The sequence below is a fragment of the Williamsia sp. Y721 genome (genome assembly GCF_059683565.1).
This window is the reverse complement of the sequence record NZ_JCASNH010000003.1, coordinates 764,589-786,885: the sequence shown is the minus strand read 5'-3', so window position 1 is coordinate 786,885 and position 22,297 is coordinate 764,589. Positions and strand designations below refer to the sequence as shown.

Annotated in this window: 21 protein-coding genes; 14 read left to right on the top strand and 7 right to left on the bottom strand. The window is 64.8% G+C overall.

Going from position 1 to position 22,297, the window contains the following annotated elements; translation table 11 throughout:
* The first annotated feature begins 27 nt into the window (after positions 1-27).
* The 4 genes from tsf (at position 28) to AC56PL_RS18365 (ending at position 3,280) form a co-directional block, all read left to right on the top strand.
* On the top strand, positions 28-852 hold the full coding sequence (tsf, locus tag AC56PL_RS18380) for a translation elongation factor Ts (RefSeq protein WP_495516758.1): 825 nt from the start codon (positions 28-30) through the stop codon (positions 850-852).
* A gap of 165 nt (positions 853-1,017) precedes the next feature.
* Positions 1,018-1,749 carry a UMP kinase gene (pyrH, locus tag AC56PL_RS18375; protein ID WP_495516757.1) on the top strand — a complete coding sequence of 244 codons (732 nt, stop codon included), beginning with the start codon at positions 1,018-1,020 and terminating at the stop codon, positions 1,747-1,749.
* 48 nt (positions 1,750-1,797) lie between these two features.
* A complete protein-coding gene (gene frr, locus AC56PL_RS18370; protein ID WP_497154679.1) occupies positions 1,798-2,355 on the top strand; it encodes a ribosome recycling factor in 558 nt (185 codons plus the stop codon).
* Positions 2,312-3,280, top strand: a complete 969-nt coding sequence (locus AC56PL_RS18365) for a phosphatidate cytidylyltransferase (RefSeq protein WP_495516755.1) — start codon at positions 2,312-2,314, stop codon at positions 3,278-3,280. The genes frr and AC56PL_RS18365 overlap by 44 nt, the downstream gene beginning before the upstream one ends.
* A gap of 40 nt (positions 3,281-3,320) precedes the next feature.
* On the opposite strand, the gene AC56PL_RS18360 is transcribed toward AC56PL_RS18365, so the two are convergent.
* A complete protein-coding gene (locus AC56PL_RS18360; RefSeq protein ID WP_495516754.1) occupies positions 3,321-3,713 on the bottom strand; it encodes a lipopolysaccharide assembly protein LapA domain-containing protein in 393 nt (130 codons plus the stop codon).
* Positions 3,714-3,798: 85 nt separating this feature from the next.
* On the opposite strand from AC56PL_RS18360, the gene rlmN reads away from it, so the two are divergent.
* Positions 3,799-4,908: a dual-specificity RNA methyltransferase RlmN gene (gene rlmN, locus AC56PL_RS18355; RefSeq protein WP_495516753.1), complete on the top strand. Its 1,110-nt coding sequence runs from the start codon at positions 3,799-3,801 to the stop codon at positions 4,906-4,908.
* A gap of 109 nt (positions 4,909-5,017) precedes the next feature.
* Entirely contained in the window at positions 5,018-6,103 is a 1,086-nt protein-coding gene (locus tag AC56PL_RS18350; protein ID WP_497154678.1) for a class I SAM-dependent methyltransferase, read from the top strand.
* Here the strand turns inward: AC56PL_RS18350 and AC56PL_RS18345 are convergent.
* On the bottom strand, positions 6,032-8,944 hold the full coding sequence (locus AC56PL_RS18345; protein WP_497154677.1) for an AfsR/SARP family transcriptional regulator: 2,913 nt from the start codon (positions 8,942-8,944) through the stop codon (positions 6,032-6,034). The genes AC56PL_RS18350 and AC56PL_RS18345 overlap by 72 nt on opposite strands.
* Before the next feature lie 46 nt (positions 8,945-8,990).
* A complete protein-coding gene (locus tag AC56PL_RS18340; RefSeq protein ID WP_495516750.1) occupies positions 8,991-9,245 on the bottom strand; it encodes a DUF2631 domain-containing protein in 255 nt (84 codons plus the stop codon).
* A 152-nt stretch (positions 9,246-9,397) separates the two neighbouring features.
* Between AC56PL_RS18340 and puuE the strand changes: the two genes are divergently transcribed.
* Positions 9,398-10,339, top strand: coding sequence for an allantoinase PuuE (gene puuE / locus AC56PL_RS18335; RefSeq protein WP_497154676.1), 942 nt, complete (start codon positions 9,398-9,400; stop codon positions 10,337-10,339).
* A gap of 31 nt (positions 10,340-10,370) precedes the next feature.
* Here puuE and AC56PL_RS18330 read toward each other — a convergent pair whose 3' ends face one another.
* Positions 10,371-10,730 (bottom strand): DoxX family protein, encoded by a 360-nt coding sequence (locus AC56PL_RS18330; RefSeq protein ID WP_495516748.1) that lies wholly within the window; start codon positions 10,728-10,730, stop codon positions 10,371-10,373.
* Positions 10,731-10,861: 131 nt separating this feature from the next.
* On the opposite strand from AC56PL_RS18330, the gene AC56PL_RS18325 reads away from it, so the two are divergent.
* The 6 genes from AC56PL_RS18325 (at position 10,862) to AC56PL_RS18300 (ending at position 18,239) form a co-directional block, all read left to right on the top strand.
* Positions 10,862-11,731, top strand: a complete 870-nt coding sequence (locus AC56PL_RS18325) for a sigma-70 family RNA polymerase sigma factor (protein WP_497154675.1) — start codon at positions 10,862-10,864, stop codon at positions 11,729-11,731.
* Positions 11,732-11,764: 33 nt separating this feature from the next.
* Positions 11,765-12,931 (top strand): 1-deoxy-D-xylulose-5-phosphate reductoisomerase, encoded by a 1,167-nt coding sequence (gene dxr, locus AC56PL_RS18320; protein WP_497154674.1) that lies wholly within the window; start codon positions 11,765-11,767, stop codon positions 12,929-12,931.
* 26 nt (positions 12,932-12,957) lie between these two features.
* Entirely contained in the window at positions 12,958-14,163 is a 1,206-nt protein-coding gene (locus AC56PL_RS18315) for a site-2 protease family protein (RefSeq protein ID WP_495516745.1), read from the top strand.
* A gap of 40 nt (positions 14,164-14,203) precedes the next feature.
* Positions 14,204-15,367 carry a flavodoxin-dependent (E)-4-hydroxy-3-methylbut-2-enyl-diphosphate synthase gene (ispG, locus tag AC56PL_RS18310; RefSeq protein ID WP_495516744.1) on the top strand — a complete coding sequence of 388 codons (1,164 nt, stop codon included), beginning with the start codon at positions 14,204-14,206 and terminating at the stop codon, positions 15,365-15,367.
* 156 nt (positions 15,368-15,523) lie between these two features.
* The gene (locus tag AC56PL_RS18305) at positions 15,524-16,360 is read left to right on the top strand and encodes a GNAT family N-acetyltransferase (protein ID WP_497154673.1); all 837 of its coding nucleotides are present in this window, start codon (positions 15,524-15,526) and stop codon (positions 16,358-16,360) included.
* Positions 16,361-16,421: 61 nt separating this feature from the next.
* Complete coding sequence (locus AC56PL_RS18300) at positions 16,422-18,239, top strand: penicillin-binding transpeptidase domain-containing protein (RefSeq protein ID WP_497154847.1); 1,818 nt, start codon at positions 16,422-16,424, stop codon at positions 18,237-18,239.
* A gap of 139 nt (positions 18,240-18,378) precedes the next feature.
* On the opposite strand, the gene AC56PL_RS18295 is transcribed toward AC56PL_RS18300, so the two are convergent.
* The 3 genes from AC56PL_RS18295 to AC56PL_RS18285 form a co-directional block, all read right to left on the bottom strand.
* Positions 18,379-19,200 (bottom strand): heme ABC transporter ATP-binding protein, encoded by an 822-nt coding sequence (locus AC56PL_RS18295; RefSeq protein ID WP_497154672.1) that lies wholly within the window; start codon positions 19,198-19,200, stop codon positions 18,379-18,381.
* The gene (locus AC56PL_RS18290; RefSeq protein WP_497154846.1) at positions 19,197-20,195 is read right to left on the bottom strand and encodes a FecCD family ABC transporter permease; all 999 of its coding nucleotides are present in this window, start codon (positions 20,193-20,195) and stop codon (positions 19,197-19,199) included. The genes AC56PL_RS18295 and AC56PL_RS18290 overlap by 4 nt, the downstream gene beginning before the upstream one ends.
* Positions 20,196-20,275: 80 nt before the next feature.
* Positions 20,276-21,328, bottom strand: a complete 1,053-nt coding sequence (locus AC56PL_RS18285; protein ID WP_495516740.1) for an ABC transporter substrate-binding protein — start codon at positions 21,326-21,328, stop codon at positions 20,276-20,278.
* A 95-nt stretch (positions 21,329-21,423) separates the two neighbouring features.
* On the opposite strand from AC56PL_RS18285, the gene map reads away from it, so the two are divergent.
* On the top strand, positions 21,424-22,287 hold the full coding sequence (map, locus tag AC56PL_RS18280; protein ID WP_497154671.1) for a type I methionyl aminopeptidase: 864 nt from the start codon (positions 21,424-21,426) through the stop codon (positions 22,285-22,287).
* Positions 22,288-22,297 lie beyond the last annotated feature (10 nt).

Below are 22,297 nucleotides of genomic sequence, written 5' to 3'. Positions count from 1 at the left end.
ATTCGACAACAGGAGGCTCGCCCACCCATGGCGAACTACACCGCCGCTGACGTCAAGCGGCTCCGCGAACTGACCGGTTCGGGAATGCTCGATTGCAAAAACGCTCTGGCCGCCAATGATGGCGATCTCGACAAGGCCGTCGAAGAGCTGCGGATCAAGGGTGCCAAGGACGTCGGCAAGCGCGCCGAGCGGTCCACGGCCGAAGGTCTGATCGCCGCGAAAGACGGCGCGATGATCGAGATCAACTCTGAGACCGACTTCGTTGCGAAGAACGATGAGTTCCAGGCCCTCGCGGCCCAGGTTCTCGACGCTGCGGTTGCCGCGAAGACGTCCGACGTGGAGGTCCTCAAGGCCGCCAAGGTCGGCGACGGCACGGTCGACGAGCTCGTTCAGGCGCTTGCTGCCAAGATCGGCGAGAAGCTGGTCCTGCGCCGTGTCGCCTACCACGGTGGCAAGGTTGCCTCGTACCTGCACAAGCGCGCGTCGGATCTGCCGCCGTCCGTTGGTGTCCTGGTCGAGTACACCGGTGACTCCGATGCTGCTGCAGAGGCCGCTCGCGGCGCTGCGATGCAGGTCGCCGCACTCAAGGCCAAGTACGCAACCCGTGACGAGGTCCCCGAGGATGTGGTCGCTTCCGAGCGTCGCATCGCCGAGCAGACCGCTCGCGAGGAGGGCAAGCCCGAGGCTGCGCTCTCCAAGATCGTCGAAGGTCGCGTCAACGGTTTCTACAAGGACGTCGTCCTCGTCGATCAGGCTTCGGTCACGGATTCGAAGAAGACCGTCAAGGCTGTTCTCGAAGAGGCGGGCGCTCAAGTAGTGTCGTTCACCCGTTTCGAGGTCGGACAGGCCTGATTTTTGTGCAAGGAACCCCGTGCGAATCCTTTGATTCGCCGGGGTTCTTTTGTGCAATGGTCCCGATACGATCGAGCCCGACGCAGATCACCCAGATGTAGATCACAAAGTGACGGGCGTCAGAATTAGTCTGACGCACACCGGCACAACGAAGGGACACCCCACATGACCGAGGACATCACGCCCGAGCGCACCGGATTCAAGCGCGTGCTTCTCAAGCTCGGTGGCGAGATGTTCGGCGGCGGCAAGGTCGGGCTCGATCCCGATGTTGTCTCGACCGTTGCCGACCAGATCGCCGAAGTGGTCAATTCGGGTGTCCAGGTGGCAGTTGTCATCGGTGGTGGCAACTTCTTCCGCGGCGCCGAGCTGCAACAGCGGGGCCTCGAGCGCTCACGTTCCGATTACATGGGCATGCTCGGTACGGTCATGAATTGCCTTGCGCTGCAAGACTTCCTGGAGAAGCGCGGCATCGTCACGCGCGTGCAGACCGCCATCACCATGGGTCAGGTCGCCGAGCCATACATTCCGTTGCGCGCCGAGCGACACCTCGAGAAGGGCCGCGTCGTCATCTTCGGCGCCGGCATGGGCATGCCCTACTTCTCCACCGATACCACCGCCGCGCAGCGCGCCCTCGAGATCAAGGCCGAGGTCGTGCTGATGGCCAAGGGCGTCGACGGTGTCTACTCCGCCGATCCGCGGGTCGACCCCGACGCCACGCTCTACCGCGAGATCACGCACCGCGAGGTCATCGAAAAGGGCCTCAAGGTTGCAGACGCGACAGCCTTCAGCCTGTGTATGGACAACCAGATGCCGATGCTGGTGTTCAATTTGCTGGAGCAGGGGAACATTGCCCGAGCGGTCGCAGGTGAGAAGATCGGAACACTGGTCAGCACCTGACCGGTCGCCATACCCACAAAGCACGAGCACACGACAACGGAGGACACCATGATCGACGACGCGCTCCTGGACGCCGAGGAAAAAATGGAAAAAGCTGTCGGTGTCGCGCGCGACGACATGGGCTCGGTCCGGACCGGACGCGCCAATCCGGCGATGTTCAACCGGGTCACCATCGACTACTACGGTTCGCCGACCCCGATCACGCAGGTTGCTTCCATCAACACCACCGAAGCGCGCATGGTGGTCATCAAGCCGTATGAGGCCAGCACGTTGGGGCCCATCGAGACCTCCATCCGCAATTCCGACCTGGGTGTGAACCCGACCAATGATGGCAACATCATTCGGATCTCGATTCCACAGCTGACCGAAGAGCGCCGCCGCGAGCTCGTCAAACAGGTCAAGTCGAAGGGTGAGGACGCCAAGGTCTCCATCCGCAACGTGCGCCGCAAGGCCGTCGATGAGCTCAAGCGCATCCAAAAAGACGGCGAAGCCGGTGAAGACGATGTGACGCGGGCCGAGAAAGATCTCGACAAGACCACCTCGTCATACGTCACCCAGATCGATGAGCTGGTCAAGCACAAGGAAGCGGAACTGCTTGAGGTCTGAGTCACCGTTTGGTGACGTACCTCTGGCGGTGACTGAAGGAGCAGGGCATCAGGTGACCGATACGAATCGGCCGCAGGGCACACCAGGTCCGCAGCCCAAGGGCTCCACTTCCCGCGCGGGACGTGACCTACCGGCTGCCATCGGTGTGGGCGGCACACTCGGTGTGTCGCTGATCCTGATCCTCATCTTCATACCCGAGGTGTGGTTCCCCGTGGTCGCCGTGGCCATCGGCGTCGCGAGCTGGGAAGTCACCAAGCGGCTGCGTGAGAACGGCATCAACGTCGCGTTGATCCCGATCCTGGTCGGCGGTCAGGCCATGATGTGGGTGAGCTGGCCATGGGGTGTCACGGCGTCGATCGTCGCGTTGGCCGCGACGGTGCTGGTGTCGATGATCTGGAAGTTGTTGGCGCAGGGACTGAACTCCGCGCCCGAGAACTACCTGCAAGATCTTGCCGGCACCACGCTGGTGCTGTGTTGGCTCCCGCTGATGGGCTCGTTCGGTGCGTCGATGGTCCTCGAGGACAACGGCGCCGCCCGGGTGTTCACCCTGATGATCGTGGTGGTCTGCTCGGACGTCGGCGGCTACGTGTTCGGTGTGCTGCTGGGCAAGCATCCGATGGCACCGGCCATCAGTCCCAAGAAGTCGTGGGAGGGTTTGGTCGGTTCCCTGGTCTTCGGCATCGTCGGGTCGATCTTGACCATCGTGTTCGTCGTAGACGCGCAATGGTGGATCGGTTTGATCCTCGGACCGGTACTGGTGGTCTGCGCCACGCTCGGCGACCTTGTCGAATCACAGGTCAAGCGCGATCTCGGGATCAAGGACATGGGAACACTGTTGCCCGGTCACGGCGGCATCATGGACCGCCTCGATTCGCTGTTGCCTTCCGCTTTCGTGGTCTGGGCAATCCTGGGCGCCCTGCTCTAGTCGTAGCCAGGGACGCCCGGGATTCAGAACTGTCGGGAACTCAGGGTTGCGCCCTCTTGACGGCCCGGCGGACCTGCAACATCCGCAGGCTGCCGACAATTGCGGTGATGACCGCGCCCAGGATGGCCGCGATCAGCAAGCTGACCCCGAGGGGCAGGTTGACCGTCCAGAAGAACAAGTCGATGCTCTGCTTGTCGAGATTCTGCACGATGAACACCAGCAACATCAGGGTGATGACCGCGCCGACGATCAGGCCGACCCAGGCGGCGCGGGTACGGGTGTGCTTCACATCGTCGAGGGCCTGGCGCCGAAGTTCGTCCCGGTGATCGGCGACGGGCACGTCGCCACCGACCGGGTTGGTTTCCGGTGGAGTCTGGTCCGGGTTCTCATAACCCGCGGGTTCCTGCGGATATCCATCTGTCGGCTGCGTCATATGTCCATAGTCCTCTGACTGTCGCCCGACGACAATCACAGTCGTGAAATTGGCATCTGCGACGGATCTACGTCACGCTTTAACCATGACAGTTCCGATTCCGCTGGTGTTTGACGCGCCCAAACGCGGCATGCCTCCACAACACCTTGCAGATCTGGACGCCGCAGGACGTGTTGCGGCGGTCGCCAAACTCGGCCTCCCGAAGTTCCGCGCGGACCAGCTGGCCCGTCAGTACTACTCGCGGCTCAACGCCGATCCCGCCGAGATGACCGATCTACCTGCGGCGATGCGCGAACCGGTGGGACAGGCGCTGTTTCCGAAGCTGATGACCGTGGTCCGGCACATCGCCTGCGACGACAACACCACCCGCAAGACACTGTGGCGGCTGCACGACGGAACCCTGCTCGAATCGGTACTGATGCGTTACACCGACCGCACCACGCTCTGCATCTCGAGTCAGGCCGGCTGCGGCATGGCCTGCCCGTTCTGTGCCACCGGGCAAGGCGGCCTGGACCGCAACCTGTCGACCGCCGAGATCGTCGATCAGGTCCGGTCTGCGGCCCGTGCGATGCGTGATGGGGAGCTGGGCGAGCCCGGCCGCCTGTCCAATGTGGTGTTCATGGGCATGGGTGAGCCGCTGGCCAACTACAAGCGTGTGATCGACGCCGTTCGGAAGATCACCTCGCCTGCACCCGACGGTCTGGGTATCTCCCAGCGGTCGGTGACGGTGTCCACGGTGGGCCTGGCCCCGGCGATCCGCCGGATGGCCGATGAAGGCCTCACCGTCACCCTCGCGGTGTCCCTGCACACCCCGGACGACGAACTGCGCGACACCCTGGTCCCGGTGAACAACCGGTGGTCGGTGAAAGAGGTGCTCGACGCCGCGCGCTACTACGCGGACAGCACCGGTCGCCGGGTCTCGATCGAATACGCCCTCATCCGCGACATCAACGACCAGCCCTGGCGTGCCGACATGCTCGGCGACAAGCTGCGCAAGGCCCTCGGCCCGCTGGTGCACGTGAACCTGATCCCGCTCAACCCGACACCGGGTTCGCAGTGGGATGCCAGCCCCAAGCCCGCCGAGCGCGAGTTCGTCAGACGTGTCCTCGCCCAGGGTGTGTCGTGCACGGTTCGCGACACCCGGGGCCAGGAGATCGCCGCGGCCTGTGGGCAGCTGGCGGCCGAAGAGAAGTAGTCGCTGGGGCATCCGGCTAGCCCGGATGCAACCGAGCTGCATCCGGGCTGCAATGTCCGGGCGCGATCGTTGAACTCGAATCATTCGATACGAGGACAGGAATCGTGCCATGACCAGCACCACATCACCTACCGCATCCGAATCGTCGGTCGATCAGTTCGCCGACGCCGTGTTCGCAGACCTGCTGGGAGCGCAGAACGTTTCTGCGCTCTATCTCGGCGATCGACTCGGCTGGTACCGGACGCTTGCGGCCGAGGGGCCGATGACCGCCGACGAGCTGGCGCACCGAACGGGCACCGTCGCCCGGTACGCCCGCGAGTGGCTCGAACACCAAAGCGTTGCCGGATACATCACGGCGTTGACGGAGCACGAGCCCGTCCGGTTCGCATTGCCACCGGCGCACGCGGAGGTTCTGGTGAACCAGGACAGCCTGAGTTACATGGCGTCGATATCGCGTTTCTTCGCGGCCACGGGCGCGGCCTTGCCCGCTCTGATCGAGGCGTACCGCAACGGTGGTGGCGTGTCGTGGCAGCAGCTCGGCACCGACGCCCGCGAGGCGCAGGCCTACGCCAACCGGCCCATGTTCCTCGGCCAGCTCGCCCAAGAGTTCATTCCGAAGGTGCCCGACCTGCACAGCCGGTTGCAGTCGCCCGGCCGGGTTGCCGACATCGGTTGTGGCGAAGGCTGGTCGGCGATCGCCCTGGCCCTGGGTTATCCCGAGATCACGGTCGACGGCTTCGACGTCGACGCAGCGTCCATCGCGGCGGCCACCCGAAACGCCGCGGCCCACGGTGTGGGGGACCGGGTGCAATTCAAGATCGCCGACCTGCGGGAATCCGACCTATCTGGTCGGTACGACGCGGTGTTCGCATTCGAATGCGTCCACGACCTGTCCGATCCGGTGGCATTCCTTGCGACCGCGCGACGGATCGCAGCAGCCGCCGCCCCGGTGGTGATCATGGATGAGCGCACCGCGGAAACCTTCTCCGCCGACGCCGGACCCGTCGAACAGCTTCTCTACGGATTCTCTATCCTGTGCTGTCTACCCGATGGGATGTCCGACCCGGACAGTGCCGCAACCGGGACGGTGATGCGCTATTCGACGCTCGAAAGCTACGCTCGCTCAGCTGGATTCGATGGTGCGACGGTCGTCGACATCGATCACGACCTGTTCCGGTTCTACCGCCTCCAATGACGGTGTCCGGCGCCCGAGCAGGCTCCGGATCTCGGCGACGGCGATCCGGCCCGCGGTCGACAGATCGCGGGCTGCGCCTGCCGCATACTCGGCGTTGAACACTTCGGTTCCGAGTCCGACGCGCAGGGCGTCGGAGGCATCCGCGAGCCGGGCGGCCTCCGTTCCGTACGACGGGGTCTGGTCGGGGCGGCAGACCGCGCCGATGAGTTGGGTGGCGGCGCGGTCGGCACCCACGGTTTCCAGCGTGGATGCCAGATTGCGCATGGTGGTCAGCAGGTGCGACCACGATCCGGTGCCGAGCCAGTGTTCGATGACCTCGGCGTAACGCTTCAACGCCGCACCCGGGTCACCGGTGCGGGCTTGCAGGCTGACCGCCGAAACTCTCGCGACCCCGGCGACGTAACGACTTTCGACGGAGTCCGCGAGCTCGATCGACCGATCGAAAGCGTCGCCGGCAGCTCTGGGTTCGTCGTCGAGGACGGCTTCCCCGTGGATGTACTGCAGCCAGCTCGATTGGGTGGGACTCAGGTCTGCGCCTGCGAAGTCGTCATCGAGTCTCTGCAGGCCGGCCGCGGCATCGGCACGTCTGCCTCCGTACGCGAGAGTCATGATCTGTCCTATCCGGCCGATCAGCTCGTAGTACCTGTGGCCCATCGCGGTGCCGACGTCGACCAGTTCGCCGTAATGGCGGTGCGCTGCGACGAGGTCGCCCTCGAACAGGGTGCAATCGCCGAGTGCTTCGAGCGCGTGCATGCGGTCCCGGGGGTCAGGGTTCGCACGCAAGGCGCTCTCGGCTCGTACCCGGGCCGAATCGAGCTGCTCGGCGATCACCAGACGGTAGGCCGTGGTCGCATCGACGGCTGCGGCGAGCTCGGGCCGATCCTGGACCAGCGGAGTCAGCTTGCCTGCCCAGCCGAGCAGTTCGGTGTGCAGACGAGACACGCCGAACCAGTGCAGATCCACCGACAGTGCCACTGCCGCATCGATGTCGAGGACCCGGGCCCGGCTGTGGGCGACGCGAAGTTCGTCGATCAACTCGGTCAGGCGAACATGCGCTCGGTGCTCCTCGGAGGTCTGCAGGATCCGGGCGCACTCGGCCGCGACGGCACCGTAGTAGCGCAAATGCGCGTGCGATGTCTCATCGGCGGGCGGACCGACCACCGAACGCACGGTCTGGAGCATGCGGTAATAGGTTCGGCCGGAACTGATCTCAGTGGACAGCAACGACTGCCTTGCCAGCAGGTCGATCATCGCCGGGTCGACCCGCAAGATGGCGGCGGCATCGTCGGCGCGGACCGCTCCGGCGAACACCGTCCACTGGTCCAAGGTGTCTCGGGCCTCGGCGGGGAGCAGGTCGCGCGACCAGTCGATGGCAGCCCTCAGCGTTCGATGCCGAGGTTCGCCGCCGCGCCGGGTCAGCGGGGTGGTGTCGGTGGACCCGGCGATGTTCGCCTCGATCTGATCGGCCAGATCGGCTACGCCGAGTGTTGCCAGTCTCGCGGCGGCCAATTCGATGGCAAGCGGTAGACCGTCGAGACTCCGGACGATCCGGTTGACGACGGCGGTGTCGCCGTGGCCGAGCGCATCGGGACGGGCTGCCGCAGCACGTATGGAAAAGTACTGTTGCGCAGCCGGATCGGGTCCACCTGTACCGAGTGGCCGCAGTGGCCATCCGTATTCGCGGGGCATCCCCAGCAGTTCGCGACTGGTGGCGATGATGCGAAGCGCACCGTCACCATCGCCGAGCAATGCGGCCGTCACCGCGCAGACCGCGTCCAAGACATGTTCGCAATTGTCGAGGAGCACAAGGAGATCGAGATCGCGGGCGGGACGCAAGGCGTCGAGGGGGTCGCCGGCGTCGCTGGTCAGTCCGATGCCGGTGATCACCGCTTCGGAGACAGCGCTCGGATCCGTGAGCGCAGCGAGTTCGACAACGCGGACGCCGGTGCTGCCGTGACCGCGGTAGCGATCGACGACGGCCCGGGCCACCGCGGTTTTCCCCACGCCACCCGGACCCACGATGGTGACCAGATTCGTCCGTTCCAGTAGGGAAGAGATCGCATCGAGGTCGTGGCTTCGGCCGACCAGACCGGCGTCATCGCGCGGATCAGGCGTGGGGCGCGTTGGCGCCGGGAGGTCGTACGCCGCCTGTTGCGCCCGACGCAGATCCTCGGAGGGTTCCAGTCCCGCCTCGGTCAATGCCCGGTGGGCACGACGAAAAGTGTTGATCGCCTCGGCTTGTCGACGGGCAGCGGTGTAGGAACGCACCAGCAACGCCCAGGCAGAGTCGTGGAGTGGATGCTCGGTGACAAGTGCGTCGGCCTCGACGATCGCGTTGTCGTGATCGCCCGATCGCAGCAGTGCATCGGCGAAGTGTTCGCGCGCACTGATTCGGATCAATTCGAGTCCATGTGCGGTGGCAGCGATTTGGGGTAGCCCGGCGAGTTCTCCGAATGCCTTGCCGCGCCACAGTGCGAGCGCGCCGCGCAGATGCTCGGCGGCGGTGGTGGCCGGCAGATCTCTGGCCACCTCGGTCGCCATCCGGAACTCGTCGGCGTCGAGACGGATGCGGGTGCGATCGAGGGAATAGCCCGCGGCGGTGGAGTTGATCACCGGACCGAGCGCTGCGCGCAACCGCGACATATAGCTGCGCAGAGTCCGGTGGGCCGACTCCGGGGGAGTCGAACCCCACAGGGATTCGATCAATGAATCAGCGTCGACATATCGCCCGAATTCGGCGGCCAGGACGGTAATCACCGTTCGCTGGCTCGGGCTGGTGGGAGTGACGTCCACACCGGTGGGGCTCAATACCTGTATCGGCCCCAGGACGCGTATGTCCATGCCGACGAGGATAGGCGCGCGGGCCCCGTCGGGTGGATCGAAAGCGCTACTTGCGCTTCTTCCACTTTCCGCGGCTGACGATCTCGCCGCGAACGAGGAGGAAGATCAGCAAGGCGACGAATCCGAGCAGGTAGAAGTCTTCGACATGACCCTCGTGATTGCCGATCAGCATGGCTAGCAACGCGATGACCGAAACCCAGGCGGCGATCTTGAAGGTCTTGATGCCTTCGCCGTGCCAGCCGAACCGAGCTGAAGGCGCTTCCGCGGGTTCGGGCTTGTACTCGACCTCAGTGCTGGCCACGATTACTCCTGCTGGTTTCGATCCGACTTTTGCTGCGATGAGCATATCGCGACCCGATGCGCACCGGCAGTCGCGGTCCCGTGAGGCCTGACGAGACGGCGCGGCGCCGCGCTCGACCGGCGGCGTTGCCGGGCCGGTGCCAGAATGATCCGGTGCCGCTCGAGAACCACACCCGTGCCGACTATCCGAGAGATCTGATCGGATACGGCCCCACGCCCCCGAACCCGCAATGGCCAGGACAGGCGAACATCGCCGTTCAATTTGTCCTGAATTACGAAGAGGGCTCGGAGAACAACGTCCTCGACGGTGATCAGGGGAGCGAGACGTTCCTTTCGGAGATGGCAGGCGTCACGGCCTTTCCGAACCGGCACATGAGCATGGAGTCGCTGTACGAGTACGGGTCGCGGGCCGGTCTGTGGCGGGTGTTGCGAGTATTCGAACGTCGTGGGCTCCCGCTGACGATCTTCGCCGTCGCCCAGGCGATGGCGCGCAACCCCGAGGCGGTGGCGGCTTTTCTCGAACGCGGCGACGAGATCGCCTCACACGGACTGCGATGGCTGAATTATCAGCTCACCGAGCCCGACGTGGAGCGTGAGCACATGGCCGAAGCCATGGAAATCCTCACCGAACTCACCGGCAGCGCACCGCTGGGCTGGTACACCGGCCGCGACTCCCCGAACACCCGGCGCCTGGTCGTCGAACACGGTGGGTTGCTCTACGACTCCGACAGCTACGCCGACGACCTGCCCTACTGGGTGAAGGTTCCCTCGGGCGAAGCGCAGGTCGACCACCTCGTGGTGCCGTACACACTCGACACCAACGACATGAAGTTCGCGTCCCCGGCCGGGTTTCCCTCGGGGGATCAGTTCTATGCCCATCTCAGAGACGCGTTCGACGTTCTCTACGCCGAAGGCGAGGCCGGGGCGCCCAAGATGCTCTCGATCGGTCTGCATTGCCGGTTGGCCGGACGGCCCGCGCGGACCGCCGCACTTGAACGCTTCCTCGATCATGTGCAGTCCCACGACAAGATCTGGATCACCCGTCGGATCGACATCGCGCGGCACTGGATCGCGACGCACCCGCCGACCGGATAGTGCCGACCGGACAGTCCTCGGGCGAAGGCAGCTACGCGATCTCTGTCAGCGCCAGGCAGAATGTCGCGACCGCGGTCAGCAGGTAAAAGCCGGGAAACGCAATGTTGTAGAACACGCGTGCCCGGCCGTGGAAGATCATCGCGCCGACGAAGAACATCACCAGCCCGGCGGAAGCCGCAACGACCAGTAACGGTGCGTCCATGACAACTCCGATCAGGACACCGAGGGCTCCGGCTGCCTTGCACGTCGCCAGCCACGGAAGCCACGCGATGGGCACGTTCACCTCCGCGGAATTGGCAAGGACAAAGGGGGCCCGGAACCAGTCGGCGACGGCGATGGCCGTATTCAAGGCGACGGTGGCGCCGGCAACGGCGAGATAGATTGTGTGCATGGCCTTTTCACATCCACTTCGATGTTGCGGTCGGAAACGCTTGTAGGGTCACGTCGGGTACTTCCTCAGATGTCGTCGCTCGATGATTGGTGGCACTTCTTCGACGCAGGCGACACCCGAAAGGTGACCCCATGGACCCGGACCTGCTGATCACACAGTTCGAAGTGAATCGCGCCCACCTGCGGGCGGTTGCCTACCGGATCACCGGCAATCTGCATGACGCCGACGACGCGCTGCAGTCGGCATGGATCACGGCCCGCTCCACCGCCCCGGAGACGATCGATCGACCTGCTGCCTGGCTGACCACGATCACCTCGCGGGAAGCACTCGATGTCCTCCGACGCAGGCAACGACGGGCCGAAGTCGACATCGATCGACTCGACGACCACCGGACCGCTGGGCTGGGGCCGGAGGAGGAGGCACTCTGGGTCGATTCCGTCGGGCGTGCGCTCCTCGTCGTTTTGGATCGACTCTCGCCTGCGCAACGCGTTGCCTTTGTGCTGCACGACCTGTTCGCCGTGCCGTTCGACGACATCGCCCTGGTTTTGCAACGATCACCGGCGGCGGCCAAAAAGCTCGCCAGCCGGGCGCGTTCCCGCGTGCGTCCGCCGCACGAGGGCATCGCGCCGGTGGCCGACACCGCCCTGGTGAAGGCGTATCTCGAAGCCTCCCGCAGTGGCGACATCGCCTCATTGCTGACGTTGCTGGCTCCCGATGTGATCAGAATCGCCGACAGCACGTTGCTACCGGCACACGTGGCAGCGGTTGTCCGCGGCCGCCATGCCGTCGCAGATCAGACGCGGTATTTCCAGGACCGGGCACTGATCGCGGAGGTTGCGCTGGTCGACGGTCATCCGGCTGTGATCATCGCGCCATCCGGACGCTTCGTCGCGGCGATGCTGTTCAACATCGATGCCGCCGTCATCCACGAAATCCGTGTTGTCACAGCGGCCGACCTGAGTACGGCCAGGATCGCCATGGCCGCTTCGGCGGGTGCATAGCCGGGAGTTGCGGCGATCGAGGACACTGGAGAGGTGACCACACGTGTTCTCATCCTCGGCAGCACCGGATCGATCGGCACCCAGGCGCTGGAAGTGATCGCCGCCAACCGTGACCGCTTCACGGTGGTGGGCCTCGGCGCAGGCGGGGGAAACGTGGATCTACTCGCCAAACAGATCGTGGACCTCGGATTGTCCGGCTCGGCCGTTGCCGTGGCCGACCCGAACAAGGTGGACAAGGTCGCCGCGATGGCCGGGGTCGAGGGCATTCGCAGCGGACCGGATGCCATGTGTGAGCTGATCGAGAACGTCGAGGCCGATGTTGTCCTCAACGCGGTGGTCGGTTCACTCGGCCTGCGACCGACACTGGCCGCGCTGGCCTCCGGCGCGCGGCTGGCTCTGGCCAACAAGGAATCACTGGTTGCCGGCGGCGCCCTGGTGTTGGCCGCGGCGGCGCCGGGTCAGATCGTCGCGGTCGATTCCGAACACTCGGCGATCGCGCAATGCCTGCGCGGTGGCACCGCCGACGAGGTCGACCGGCTCGTGCTCACTGCCTCCGGTGGACCGTTCTATGGCTGGGACGCAGCACAACTGGTCGATGTCACCCCGGAGCAGGCAGGCAAGCATCCGACCTGGTCGATGGGCCCGATGATCACGCTCAACTCGGCGACGCTGGTGAACAAGGCGCTCGAGGTGATCGAGGCGCACCTGTTGTTCGGTGTTCCTTACGACCACATCGATGTCACCGTCCATCGGCAGTCGATCGTGCATTCCATGGTCACGTTCATCGACGGGGCCACCATCGCCAAGGCCTCACCACCCTCGATGAAGCTGCCGATCGCGTTGGCGCTCGGCTGGCCCGACCGGATCGCCGGTGCCTCCGCGGCCTGCGACTTCAGTCAGGCGAGTACCTGGACTTTTGCCCCCGTCGACAACGCCGTGTTCCCGGCGATCGACCTGGCCCGGGAGGCGGGAACCCGGGGTGGCTGCCTGACCGCAGTGTTCAACGCAGCCAATGAGGCCGCCGCCGACGGCTTCTTCGCCGGTGAGATCACGTTCCTGCGGATCGTCGGGATCGTGGGTGAGGTGCTCGGCGATGCGGATCAGTGGTCCGCGGACCCAGGTACGGTGGATGACGTTCTTGCGGCCGATGCCTGGGCACGGAAACGCGCTTCAGCGCTTGTTGCCGGTGCGCGCCGCTAAATGATCCAGAAGGGTAAGTACGACCGATGATGTTCGTCTTGGGCGTGGTGCTCTTTGCTTTCGGCTTGCTGGCCTCGATCGCGTGGCACGAGTGCGGCCACATGTGGGCCGCGCAGCGCACGGGCATGAAGGTGCGCCGCTACTTCGTGGGCTTCGGTCCGACGATGTGGTCGACCCGTAGGGGCGAGACCGAGTACGGCGTCAAGGCGGTGCCGCTCGGCGGATTCTGCGATATCGCAGGCATGACCACGCACGACGAGGTCGCGCCGGAAGACGAGTCCCGGGCGATGTACAAGCAGAAGCCGTGGAAGCGGCTCGTTGTTCTCGTCGCCGGGCCGGCGATGAACCTGATCCTCGGGTTCGCGCTGATCGTCATCATGGCGCTCGCGTGGGGGCTGCCCAACCTCAACGAAACGCTGCCTGCGAAGGTCGGATCGCTCTCGTGTGTCGGAACCACCATCGAGAACAACGAACTGGCGCCGTGTACAGGCGAGGGTCCGGCCCAGCAGGCCGGTCTGCAGGTCGGCGACACCGTGGTGGCCGCCAATGGCGAGAAGATCGGCAGCACCACCGAGCTGAGCGAGATACTGCGCGCCGGCACGGACCCGGTGACCCTGACCGTCGAGCGTGACGGTTCCGAGCGTGAGGTCATCGTCACCCCGCAACCGGTGACCTCGACCGTGACCGATGAAAAAGGCGTACAGACGACCAAGGAAATCGGGATGGTCGGGATCGGCTACGACAGTGGCTGGCAGAACCCCTCGGTACTCGGTGCGGTCCCGGCAGCAGCTGGATTCACCGGCGACCTGATGGTGCGGACCTGGGAATCATTGATCTCGCTGCCCTCGAAGATCGGCGACCTGTGGACGTCCGTCACCGGTGGAGAACGCGCCGCCGACACCCCGGTCAGCGTTGTCGGTGCCTCTGTCATCGGTGGTGATGCGGCCGATCACGGTGTGTGGTGGTTCTTCATCTTCCTGTTGGCCAGCATCAACTTCTTCCTGGCACTCTTCAATTTGGTACCGCTACTACCCTTGGATGGTGGGCACATGGCGATCGTCGGCTACGAGAAGGTGCGCAACGCGTTGCGCAGTTCCCGTGGCCTGGCCGCCGGAGCGCCCGTCGACTACATGAAGTTGATGCCGATCACGTATGTCGTACTGGTGATCATGGGTGGATACATGGCCCTGACGCTCACCGCGGACATCGTGAATCCCATCAAGGCGTTCTAGCAACAGCGAAGTTTTTTCAAAGATCAGGAAGTGACACACGATGAGTGCAGACGCAATTGCTATCGGGCTGGGGATGCCACCGGTTCCTCCGCCGGTACTTGCGCCGCGCCGGAAGACCCGCCAGCTCCAGGTCGGTTCGGTCCCGGTGGGCAGCGACCACCCGGTATCGGTCCAGTCGATGACCACCACAAAGACTCACGACATCAACGCGACGCTGCAGCAGATCGCGGAACTGACCGCATCGGGCTGTGACATCGTCCGCGTGGCGTGCCCCCGCCCTGAGGACGCGGAGGCGCTTCCGGCGATCGCCAAGAAGTCGCAGATCCCGGTCATCGCCGACATTCATTTCCAGCCGAAGTACATCTTCGCGGCCATTGACGCCGGTTGCGCTGCCGTGCGGGTCAACCCAGGCAACATCAAGGAATTCGACGGACGGGTCAAAGAGGTCGCCAAGGCCGCCGGTGCCGCCGGGATCCCCATCCGGATCGGCGTCAATGCCGGTTCGCTGGATCCGCGACTGCTCAAGAAGTACGGCAAGGCCACACCGGAGGCGTTGGTCGAATCGGCGCTGTGGGAGGCGAGCCTGTTCGAGGAACACGGTTTCGGCGACATCAAGATCTCGGTCAAACACAACGACCCGGTGATCATGGTCGAGGCATACCGGCAGCTCGCGGCCGCCTGCGACTACCCACTGCACCTCGGCGTCACCGAGGCCGGACCGGCGTTCCAGGGCACGATCAAATCGGCCGTGGCATTTGGTGCGTTGCTGGCCGAAGGTATCGGCGACACCATTCGCGTGTCCCTGTCGGCCCCGCCGATCGAGGAGATCAAGGTCGGCAACCAGATCCTGCAGTCCCTGAACCTGCGTCCGCGCAAACTCGAGATCGTGTCGTGCCCGTCGTGTGGTCGTGCGCAGGTCGATGTCTACAAACTCGCCGAAGAGGTCAGCGCCGGACTCGAGGGGATGGAGATCCCGCTGCGTGTGGCCGTGATGGGTTGTGTGGTCAACGGACCAGGGGAGGCCCGCGAGGCCGATCTCGGTGTTGCCTCGGGTAACGGCCGGGGTCAGATCTTCGTCAAGGGCGAGGTCATCAAGACCGTTCCCGAAGCGCAGATCGTCGAGACGCTCATCGAAGAGGCGATGCGGATCGCCGAAGCCGCCGGTGAATCCGAATCGGGTGCACCGACTGTCACGGTGAGCTGACCGACTGTCTGGGCGAGCTGACCGACTTTTGGGCGAGTTGAACGGATTGTCCTGAGCGAGCTGAACGAATTGTCACGGTGAGCTGACCGGGCACCTGGTGGACTGGCAGAATGGCGTGAGTACGCAAAATCGTCTGCTAGAGACCTTGGAGCCGCGGTGCTGAAGCTGTTGGGTGACCGTCCGCTCGGCGAGCGGGATTTCTACGCGGTGACCCATGCCCTGGCCCAGGATCCGGTGGCCTCCTGCATGGTGGCCGCCCGGGTCGAAGACCACGGCATCCACCCCAGATCCCTCGGCGGTGAGTTGTGGAGCAACGACCAGCCGATGTCGTCGCTGTGTTTCTCGGGTGCCAACCTGGTGCCGTTGTTCGGCACCGCGGACGACGTGCAGATCTTCGCAGAACGGGCGGTTCGCAATCCGCGTGCGTGCTCGTCGATCGTGGGTCCGTCGGAACTGGTGATGCCGCTGTGGGAGTACACCAGCGAGTACTGGGGTCCGGCCCGTGAAATCCGTTGCAGCCAACCGCTTTTGGCCATGGCGACTGAACCGTCGATCGCCGGTGACCCGTTGGTGCGACGCGTCCGTCTCGACGAGATCGACGCCTACCTGCCTGCTGCGGTGGAGATGTTCATCGGGGAGGTCGGTGTCGACCCCTGCGCCGGCGACGGTGGGCGTTCGTACCGTCGCCGGATCGCCGGACTGATCAACGCCGGCCGGGCGTATGCGCGGTTCGAGAACGGCGAAGTGGTGTTCAAGGCCGAGGTCGGCGCGCTCTCCCGCAGAGTCGGTCAGATCCAGGGTGTCTGGGTTTCTCCGGACAAACGTGGGCTCGGGCTCGGCACCGCCGGTACGGCAGCGGTTGTCGAAGCGATCGTCTGTGGCGGCAGGACGGCGAGCCTGTACGTCAATTCCTTCAATATCGCCGCGCGTGAGGCGTATCGGCGCGTGGGGATGCACGAGGTCGGGACGTTCGCGACGGTTCTGGTCGACTGACCACGGATTTCCCTGCGTGGCAAACGGGTTCGGGTGCGTCGCGCAAATAGCATGACCGGTGATGATAGGTATCGCGCGCCGCAGGCCGGTCAAGATGCTTGTGGTTGTTGTCACCACAATCGCCTTGTCGGGCACTGCTCTGGCCTGTTCCGCAGACGACACCGGGCCCGGCGCTGCCGCGCAGCGTTTCTTGGATGCCTTCGCCGACAATGATCCCGAGCGCGCAGGTCAGTCGACCGACCATCCTGACCCGGCGGCGACCGCGGTGAGTGCCACTTGGGACGGTCTTCGGGCAAGTGACATGTCAGCCGACGCGGGTCAGGTGAAGATCACCGGTGACACCGCGACGGTCAACGCCGACTACACATGGGAGCTTCCCGGCGAGGAGAGCTGGGAGTATTCGGCGACGCTGCAGATGTCCCGGACCGATACCGGGTGGATGGTGCGTTGGGTCCCCTCCGCGATCCATCCTCAGCTCGGTGGGACACAGACGATGTCGCTGCGGACGCTCACGCCGGACCGCGCCCCGGTACGCGAGAGTGATGGAACCAATGTCTTGGTGCCCGGAACGGTCCTCAACATCCAATTCGACGCAGCCGTGGCCGCAGAATCGGATGCGGTGGCGTCCACGGCAAGCGTGCTCGCCGACGCGTTGGGCAGATTCGAACCGGGTATGTCTGCGCAGGTGATCGCCGAACAAGCGACCGGGCGCAGTGGCGCGTATTCCGTGATCACCCTGACCGAACGTGACTTCGATCTGGTGCGTGACCGGCTGGCCGGGCTACCCGGGGTCGACGCCATCGAGCAGGCGGATCTGGTGGCTCCCAACCCCGATTTCGCTCCGGCGTTGCTCGCGCAGGTCAAAAAGGAAGTGTCCAAGGATCTTGACGGGGATACCGGTTGGCAGGTGGTTGCGGTGAACCCCAACGGTGCCGACGCCGGTGTCCTGGCCCAGACCCCACCTGATCCGGCACCCTCCGTGGAGATCAGTCTGTCGCGTCAGGTGCAGGAGGCGGCGCAGCGAGCGGTCAACACCCGCAACGACTTTCAGGTGGCGATGGTCGTCATCCAGCCGTCCACCGGGCGCATTCTGGCGGTGGCGCAGAACGAGCTCGCCGACAAGGACGGGCAGATCGCGACGATCGGCCTCTACCCGCCGGGGTCGACCTTCAAGGTGGTGACATCGGTCGCGGCGATGGAGACCGGCCTGGCCACGCCATCGACCATGGTCGGGTGCCCGGGGGAGATCACCATCGGTGAACGGAGCGTGCCCAACTACAACGGATTCGCACTGGGTGTGGTGCCGATGCAGACGGCCTTCGCCCGGTCGTGCAACACCACATTTGCCGAACTCGCCAGTCAGATGGGTCCGTCCGATCTGACCAGGGCCGCGGCGTCGATGGGGATCGGGCCGGAGTATTCGGTGGTCGGATTGCCTCTCGATTCGGGGTCGGTGCCCATTGCGCCGGAGCTCGTGCAACGGACCGAGGACGGTTTCGGTCAGGGCAAGGTGCTCACCAGTCCATTCGGATTGGCGATGGTCGCGGCGACGGTTGCCCACGGTTCGACACCGGTTCCGCAGCTCATCCTCGGGCGAGACACTACGATCGCCGGACCCCATCCGAAGGCCGATGCCGATGCGATCGACGGGATCCGTCCGATGATGCGCGAGGTGATCGCCTCCGGAACTGCGCTGCGGATGGCCGACCTCGGGGTTGTCTACGGCAAGACCGGAGAGGCCGAGGTGGCAGGTGGATCGCATGCGTGGTTCGCCGGATACCGCGGTGACCTGGCATTTGCGACGCTGGTTGTCCTCGGAGGAAGCTCCGACAACGCCGTGGCCGTCACCCACGAGATGCTTGCCGCGCTGCCGGAGTGAGCGCAGGTCGTCAGGTAACTGGCTTTCTAAAAGACGCCCTGCCTATAATTTCCCCGATCGTCGCTATTTGCGGATTCCGCTGTCAGCGGAACCGCGGATGGATCACCGGCGTCAGATCATGACTCGGGTCGGCGGGGCACTAGAGGGGAGTGCCTCGCCGGCCCGAGTGGCTCCGAGAGGTGTGCGACGCCCGGTCCGGCAGCACCACCAATTGACCGGTTTCGGGATGTGTCCACGTCAATACCGGATGGTCGTAGATCCTCGACAAGAGTTCGGCGGTCATCACCGATGCGGTCGGTCCGGCCGCCACCATCTGCCCGGCCTTCATCAGCAGCACCCGATCGGCATACGCCGCCGCAAGCGACAGATCGTGGACGACCATGAGAATCGCCGCACCCGCGGCCCTGCGTGTGGACAACAGGGCCAGCACACGTTCTTGATGATGGATGTCCAGCGCCGCGGTCGGTTCGTCCAGCATCAGGATGTTCGCGTGCTGCGCCAGGGCGCGTGCCAGTGAGACCCGGGCCTGCTGCCCACCGGACAGTTGGCTGAACGGCCGGTCCCGGATCTCGAGCAGGTCGCACTCGACCATCGATTCGGCGATGATGGCCGCGGACTCGGCGGCCTCCGGCGTCCGGCTCCACGGGAAGCGGCCCATCTCGACCACTTCGTGGACGAGGAACGGGATATCGGTCCGTCCCGACTGGGTGACAAGCGCACGTCGGCGTGCCAGCTCGAGCGCACCGATCTTGGTGAGATCGGTGCCGTCGAGTGTCACGGTGCCTGCCGACAGTGGTCGCAAACCGGTCAGTCCGGACAGCAGCGTCGATTTGCCGCACCCGTTGGGTCCGACGAGCGCCACGATCTCACCGTGGTTCAACTCGAGGTTGATATCGGTGACGATGCGTCGGCCACGGATCGACACCTCGACACCGGATGCATTGAGCGCGGGTACGGTCACCAGCCGACCCCCGCGTGCCGGCTTCGGCGGAGCAGCAGGAAGAACACCGGCCCACCCACGAGCGAGGTGAGGACACCGAGGGGAAGATCGGCGCCGTCGATCAGGGTCCGCGAACCCAGGTCGGCGGCACAGACCACGATGGCACCACCGATGACGCTGGTGGGCAGCAGGATGAGATGACGTGGACCGACGATGAGCCGCATGACGTGTGGCACCACCAGTCCGACAAACATCACGATGCCGGTGAACGCGACTGCCGCCGCGGTCAAGAGTGCGACGAGGAAGATCGCGATGCGCCGCACGGGTTCCACCCGAACACCCAGCGCCGCGGCCTGGATCTCGCCGAGTGAGAGCAGGTCGAGGCGTCGCACCAGCAGCATGCTGATCGAGATGCCCACGATCGCGATCGGCAGGACGATCCAGACCGGCTTCCACCCGACGCCCTGCAACGAACCCAACTGCCAGAAGACGATCTGCTCGCGGTCATTGGTATCGGCGACAAAGGTCAGGAACGCGATGATGCCGGCGGCGAAGGCATTGACTGCGATGCCGATGAGAATCAACATCACCGGCGAGGTGGCGCCATCACGCATCGACAGCGTGTAGACCAGCGCTGCGGTGATCAACGCGGTGACGAATGCAGCCCCGGCCAGTCCCCAGACGCTCGCCCAGACGCCGCCGGACACGATGACCAGGCAAGCTCCGACGGCGGCACCGGCGGACACCCCGATGACACCGGGTTCGGCCAGCGGGTTCGCAAGTACGCCCTGCAGCAGGCAGCCTCCGCAGGCCAAAGTCGCACCGACGAGCAGGCCCATCACGATCCGCGGAAAGCGGACTGCCCACAGGGTTTCCTCGCCGTTGGGTGAGCTGGGCATCGGGCCGATGTCGAGTCCCAGGTGATGCATGACCGAGCCGAAGACCTCTGCGGGTGGGATCCGTACCTGACCGACGGACGCGGACCAGCCCACCAACACAACCAGTAGCACCAGCATTCCGACGATGATCGCGGTGTTGCGGGCAAAGAGAGTCGTCCGCACACCGGATGGTGCGGCGACGCGCTCCTTGAGCGATGTCACAGGTAGATCGCCTCGGAAAGGGCTGCGAGCACCCGGCCGGTGTTGGGTCCGAAAGTGAGGACCTCGGCTTCGTCCATCTGGACCACGCGATTGTTGCGTCCGGCGTCGGTTTGGGCCAGTCCCGGCAACGTGACGACCTTGTCGATGCCGCCGACCGAATCGGCGCCCTGTGTCATCACGATGATCACGTCCGGGTCCGCGTTGATCATGGCTTCGGTATTGACCGTGGTGAATGCCGCTTTGAGTCCCGCAGCGGTACCCGCGTCGACACCCCCGAGCGCGGTGATCAGGTCATCGGCGCCGGAATTGGGGCCGGCGAGCAGTTGCAGGCGCGGTCCGCGGAGGTACAGAAATGCCATCTTGGCGCCGCGGGCATCGCCGGGGACCTGTTCTTGCGCGGCCTTGATCTGGTCGTCGGTGCGGGTTGCGAGTTGTTCGCCTTCTTCGGGCACCCCGAGCGCAGCGGCGACATCCCGGATCATGGTTCCGGTGGTGGCGATGTTGCGGTCACTGGTCAGGACGACGACGGTCTGGCCCGCCGCGATCAACTGATCGATTGTCCCCGGCGGTGTTGTCGATTCGTCGATGAGCACCACGGTTGGATTCTGCTGGAGAACGGCTTCGATGTTGACCGAATGGCCGGTGTCGGTGATCGTCGGCAGGTTGGCTGCTTCGGGTATTCCGGCGGCGCGGGACTTGGCGACCACATTGGGGCCCAGACCCAGCGAGTAGACGATGTTGGCGATTGTTCCGCCTCGGTCTATCGGGATGATCCGGCTGACGTCGGTAACGGTGACGTCGCCATGGCCGAGGGAGGGGACGGTCACCGGGAGGACCGGCCTCGGGTTGACGGCGACCGGTTCGACGACAGGTCCGTCGATGACCGCGGTTTGCGTTCCCGATCGCAGGAACTCATCGGGCGCTGCCGAACTCGTGGCCGGATCGGTGATCGGAGCCGTGGAACAGCCCGCCATGCCACATGTCAGGACGACCAGTAGTGCGGTGATGGCGTTACGGCCGCGCAGCACCGGCCTCCGGTTGTGTGTCATTCGCCACTCCATCTCAAAGGTATGTAAGCATAACCTTACTTGTGGTTTCGTGGCCTCGGGCATTGCGGTCGCCTTCGCGGGCTAGGCTGGAGCGCATGCCAGTTCGTGCCGCCCTCGCCCCCGGAAAGATCTCACCCACGCTGCCGGTCCCCAGCAACATCGCTCGACCAGAGTATGTGTGGAAATCCACTGCCAAAGAAGGCGATGAACCGTGGGTGCAGACCCCGGAGACCATCGAAAAGATGCGCCTGGCATCCAAGATCGCTGCCAATGCGCTCGCCGAGGCCGGCAAGGCAGTTGAGCCGGGTGTCACCACCGATGCGCTCGACCGGATCGCGCACGAGTACATGATCGACCACGGCGCGTACCCGTCGACCTTGGGCTACAAGGGCTTTCCCAAATCGTGTTGCACCTCGCTCAACGAGGTGATCTGCCACGGCATCCCGGACTCGACGGTGATCGAGGACGGCGACATCGTCAATATCGACGTGACCGCCTACATCAACGGCGTGCACGGAGACACCAACGCGACGTTCCTCGCCGGTGACGTGGCGCAGGAGGTGGTCGAGCTGGTCGATCGCACGCGTGAGGCCACCGCCCGCGCAATCAAGGCCGTGCGTCCGGGCCGGGAACTGAACGTGATCGGCCGGGTCATCGAATCCTATGCAAATCGGTTCGGCTACAACGTGGTCCGCGATTTCACCGGTCACGGCATCGGGGAGACGTTCCACAACGGCCTGGTGATCCTGCACTACGACCAGCCCAACATCGACACGGTGATCGAGCCGGGCATGGTGTTCACCATCGAGCCGATGATCAACCTGGGCGGGCTCGAATACAACATCTGGGACGACGGCTGGACCGTGGTGACCGCTGACAAGAAGTGGACCGCTCAGTTCGAGCACACATTGGTTGTCACGGACTCCGGCACCGAGATCTTGACCCTGCCGGACGCCTGATCGCGTGTCG

Excerpts from the sequence above, each read along its gene's own strand:
- tsf (WP_495516758.1), top strand. The coding sequence starts at position 28 with ATGGCGAACTACACCGCCGCTGACGTCAAGCGGCTCCGCGAACTGACC.
- pyrH (WP_495516757.1), top strand. The coding sequence starts at position 1,018 with ATGACCGAGGACATCACGCCCGAGCGCACCGGATTCAAGCGCGTGCTT.
- frr (WP_497154679.1), top strand. The coding sequence starts at position 1,798 with ATGATCGACGACGCGCTCCTGGACGCCGAGGAAAAAATGGAAAAAGCT.
- AC56PL_RS18365 (WP_495516755.1), top strand. The coding sequence starts at position 2,312 with ATGAGCTGGTCAAGCACAAGGAAGCGGAACTGCTTGAGGTCTGAGTCA.
- AC56PL_RS18360 (WP_495516754.1), bottom strand. The coding sequence starts at position 3,713 with ATGACGCAGCCGACAGATGGATATCCGCAGGAACCCGCGGGTTATGAG.
- rlmN (WP_495516753.1), top strand. The coding sequence starts at position 3,799 with ATGACAGTTCCGATTCCGCTGGTGTTTGACGCGCCCAAACGCGGCATG.
- AC56PL_RS18350 (WP_497154678.1), top strand. The coding sequence starts at position 5,018 with ATGACCAGCACCACATCACCTACCGCATCCGAATCGTCGGTCGATCAG.
- AC56PL_RS18345 (WP_497154677.1), bottom strand. The coding sequence starts at position 8,944 with ATGGACATACGCGTCCTGGGGCCGATACAGGTATTGAGCCCCACCGGT.
- AC56PL_RS18330 (WP_495516748.1), bottom strand. The coding sequence starts at position 10,730 with ATGCACACAATCTATCTCGCCGTTGCCGGCGCCACCGTCGCCTTGAAT.
- AC56PL_RS18325 (WP_497154675.1), top strand. The coding sequence starts at position 10,862 with ATGGACCCGGACCTGCTGATCACACAGTTCGAAGTGAATCGCGCCCAC.
- AC56PL_RS18315 (WP_495516745.1), top strand. The coding sequence starts at position 12,958 with ATGATGTTCGTCTTGGGCGTGGTGCTCTTTGCTTTCGGCTTGCTGGCC.
- ispG (WP_495516744.1), top strand. The coding sequence starts at position 14,204 with ATGAGTGCAGACGCAATTGCTATCGGGCTGGGGATGCCACCGGTTCCT.
- AC56PL_RS18300 (WP_497154847.1), top strand. The coding sequence starts at position 16,422 with ATGATAGGTATCGCGCGCCGCAGGCCGGTCAAGATGCTTGTGGTTGTT.
- AC56PL_RS18290 (WP_497154846.1), bottom strand. The coding sequence starts at position 20,195 with ATGCTGGTGCTACTGGTTGTGTTGGTGGGCTGGTCCGCGTCCGTCGGT.
- AC56PL_RS18285 (WP_495516740.1), bottom strand. The coding sequence starts at position 21,328 with ATGACACACAACCGGAGGCCGGTGCTGCGCGGCCGTAACGCCATCACC.
- map (WP_497154671.1), top strand. The coding sequence starts at position 21,424 with ATGCCAGTTCGTGCCGCCCTCGCCCCCGGAAAGATCTCACCCACGCTG.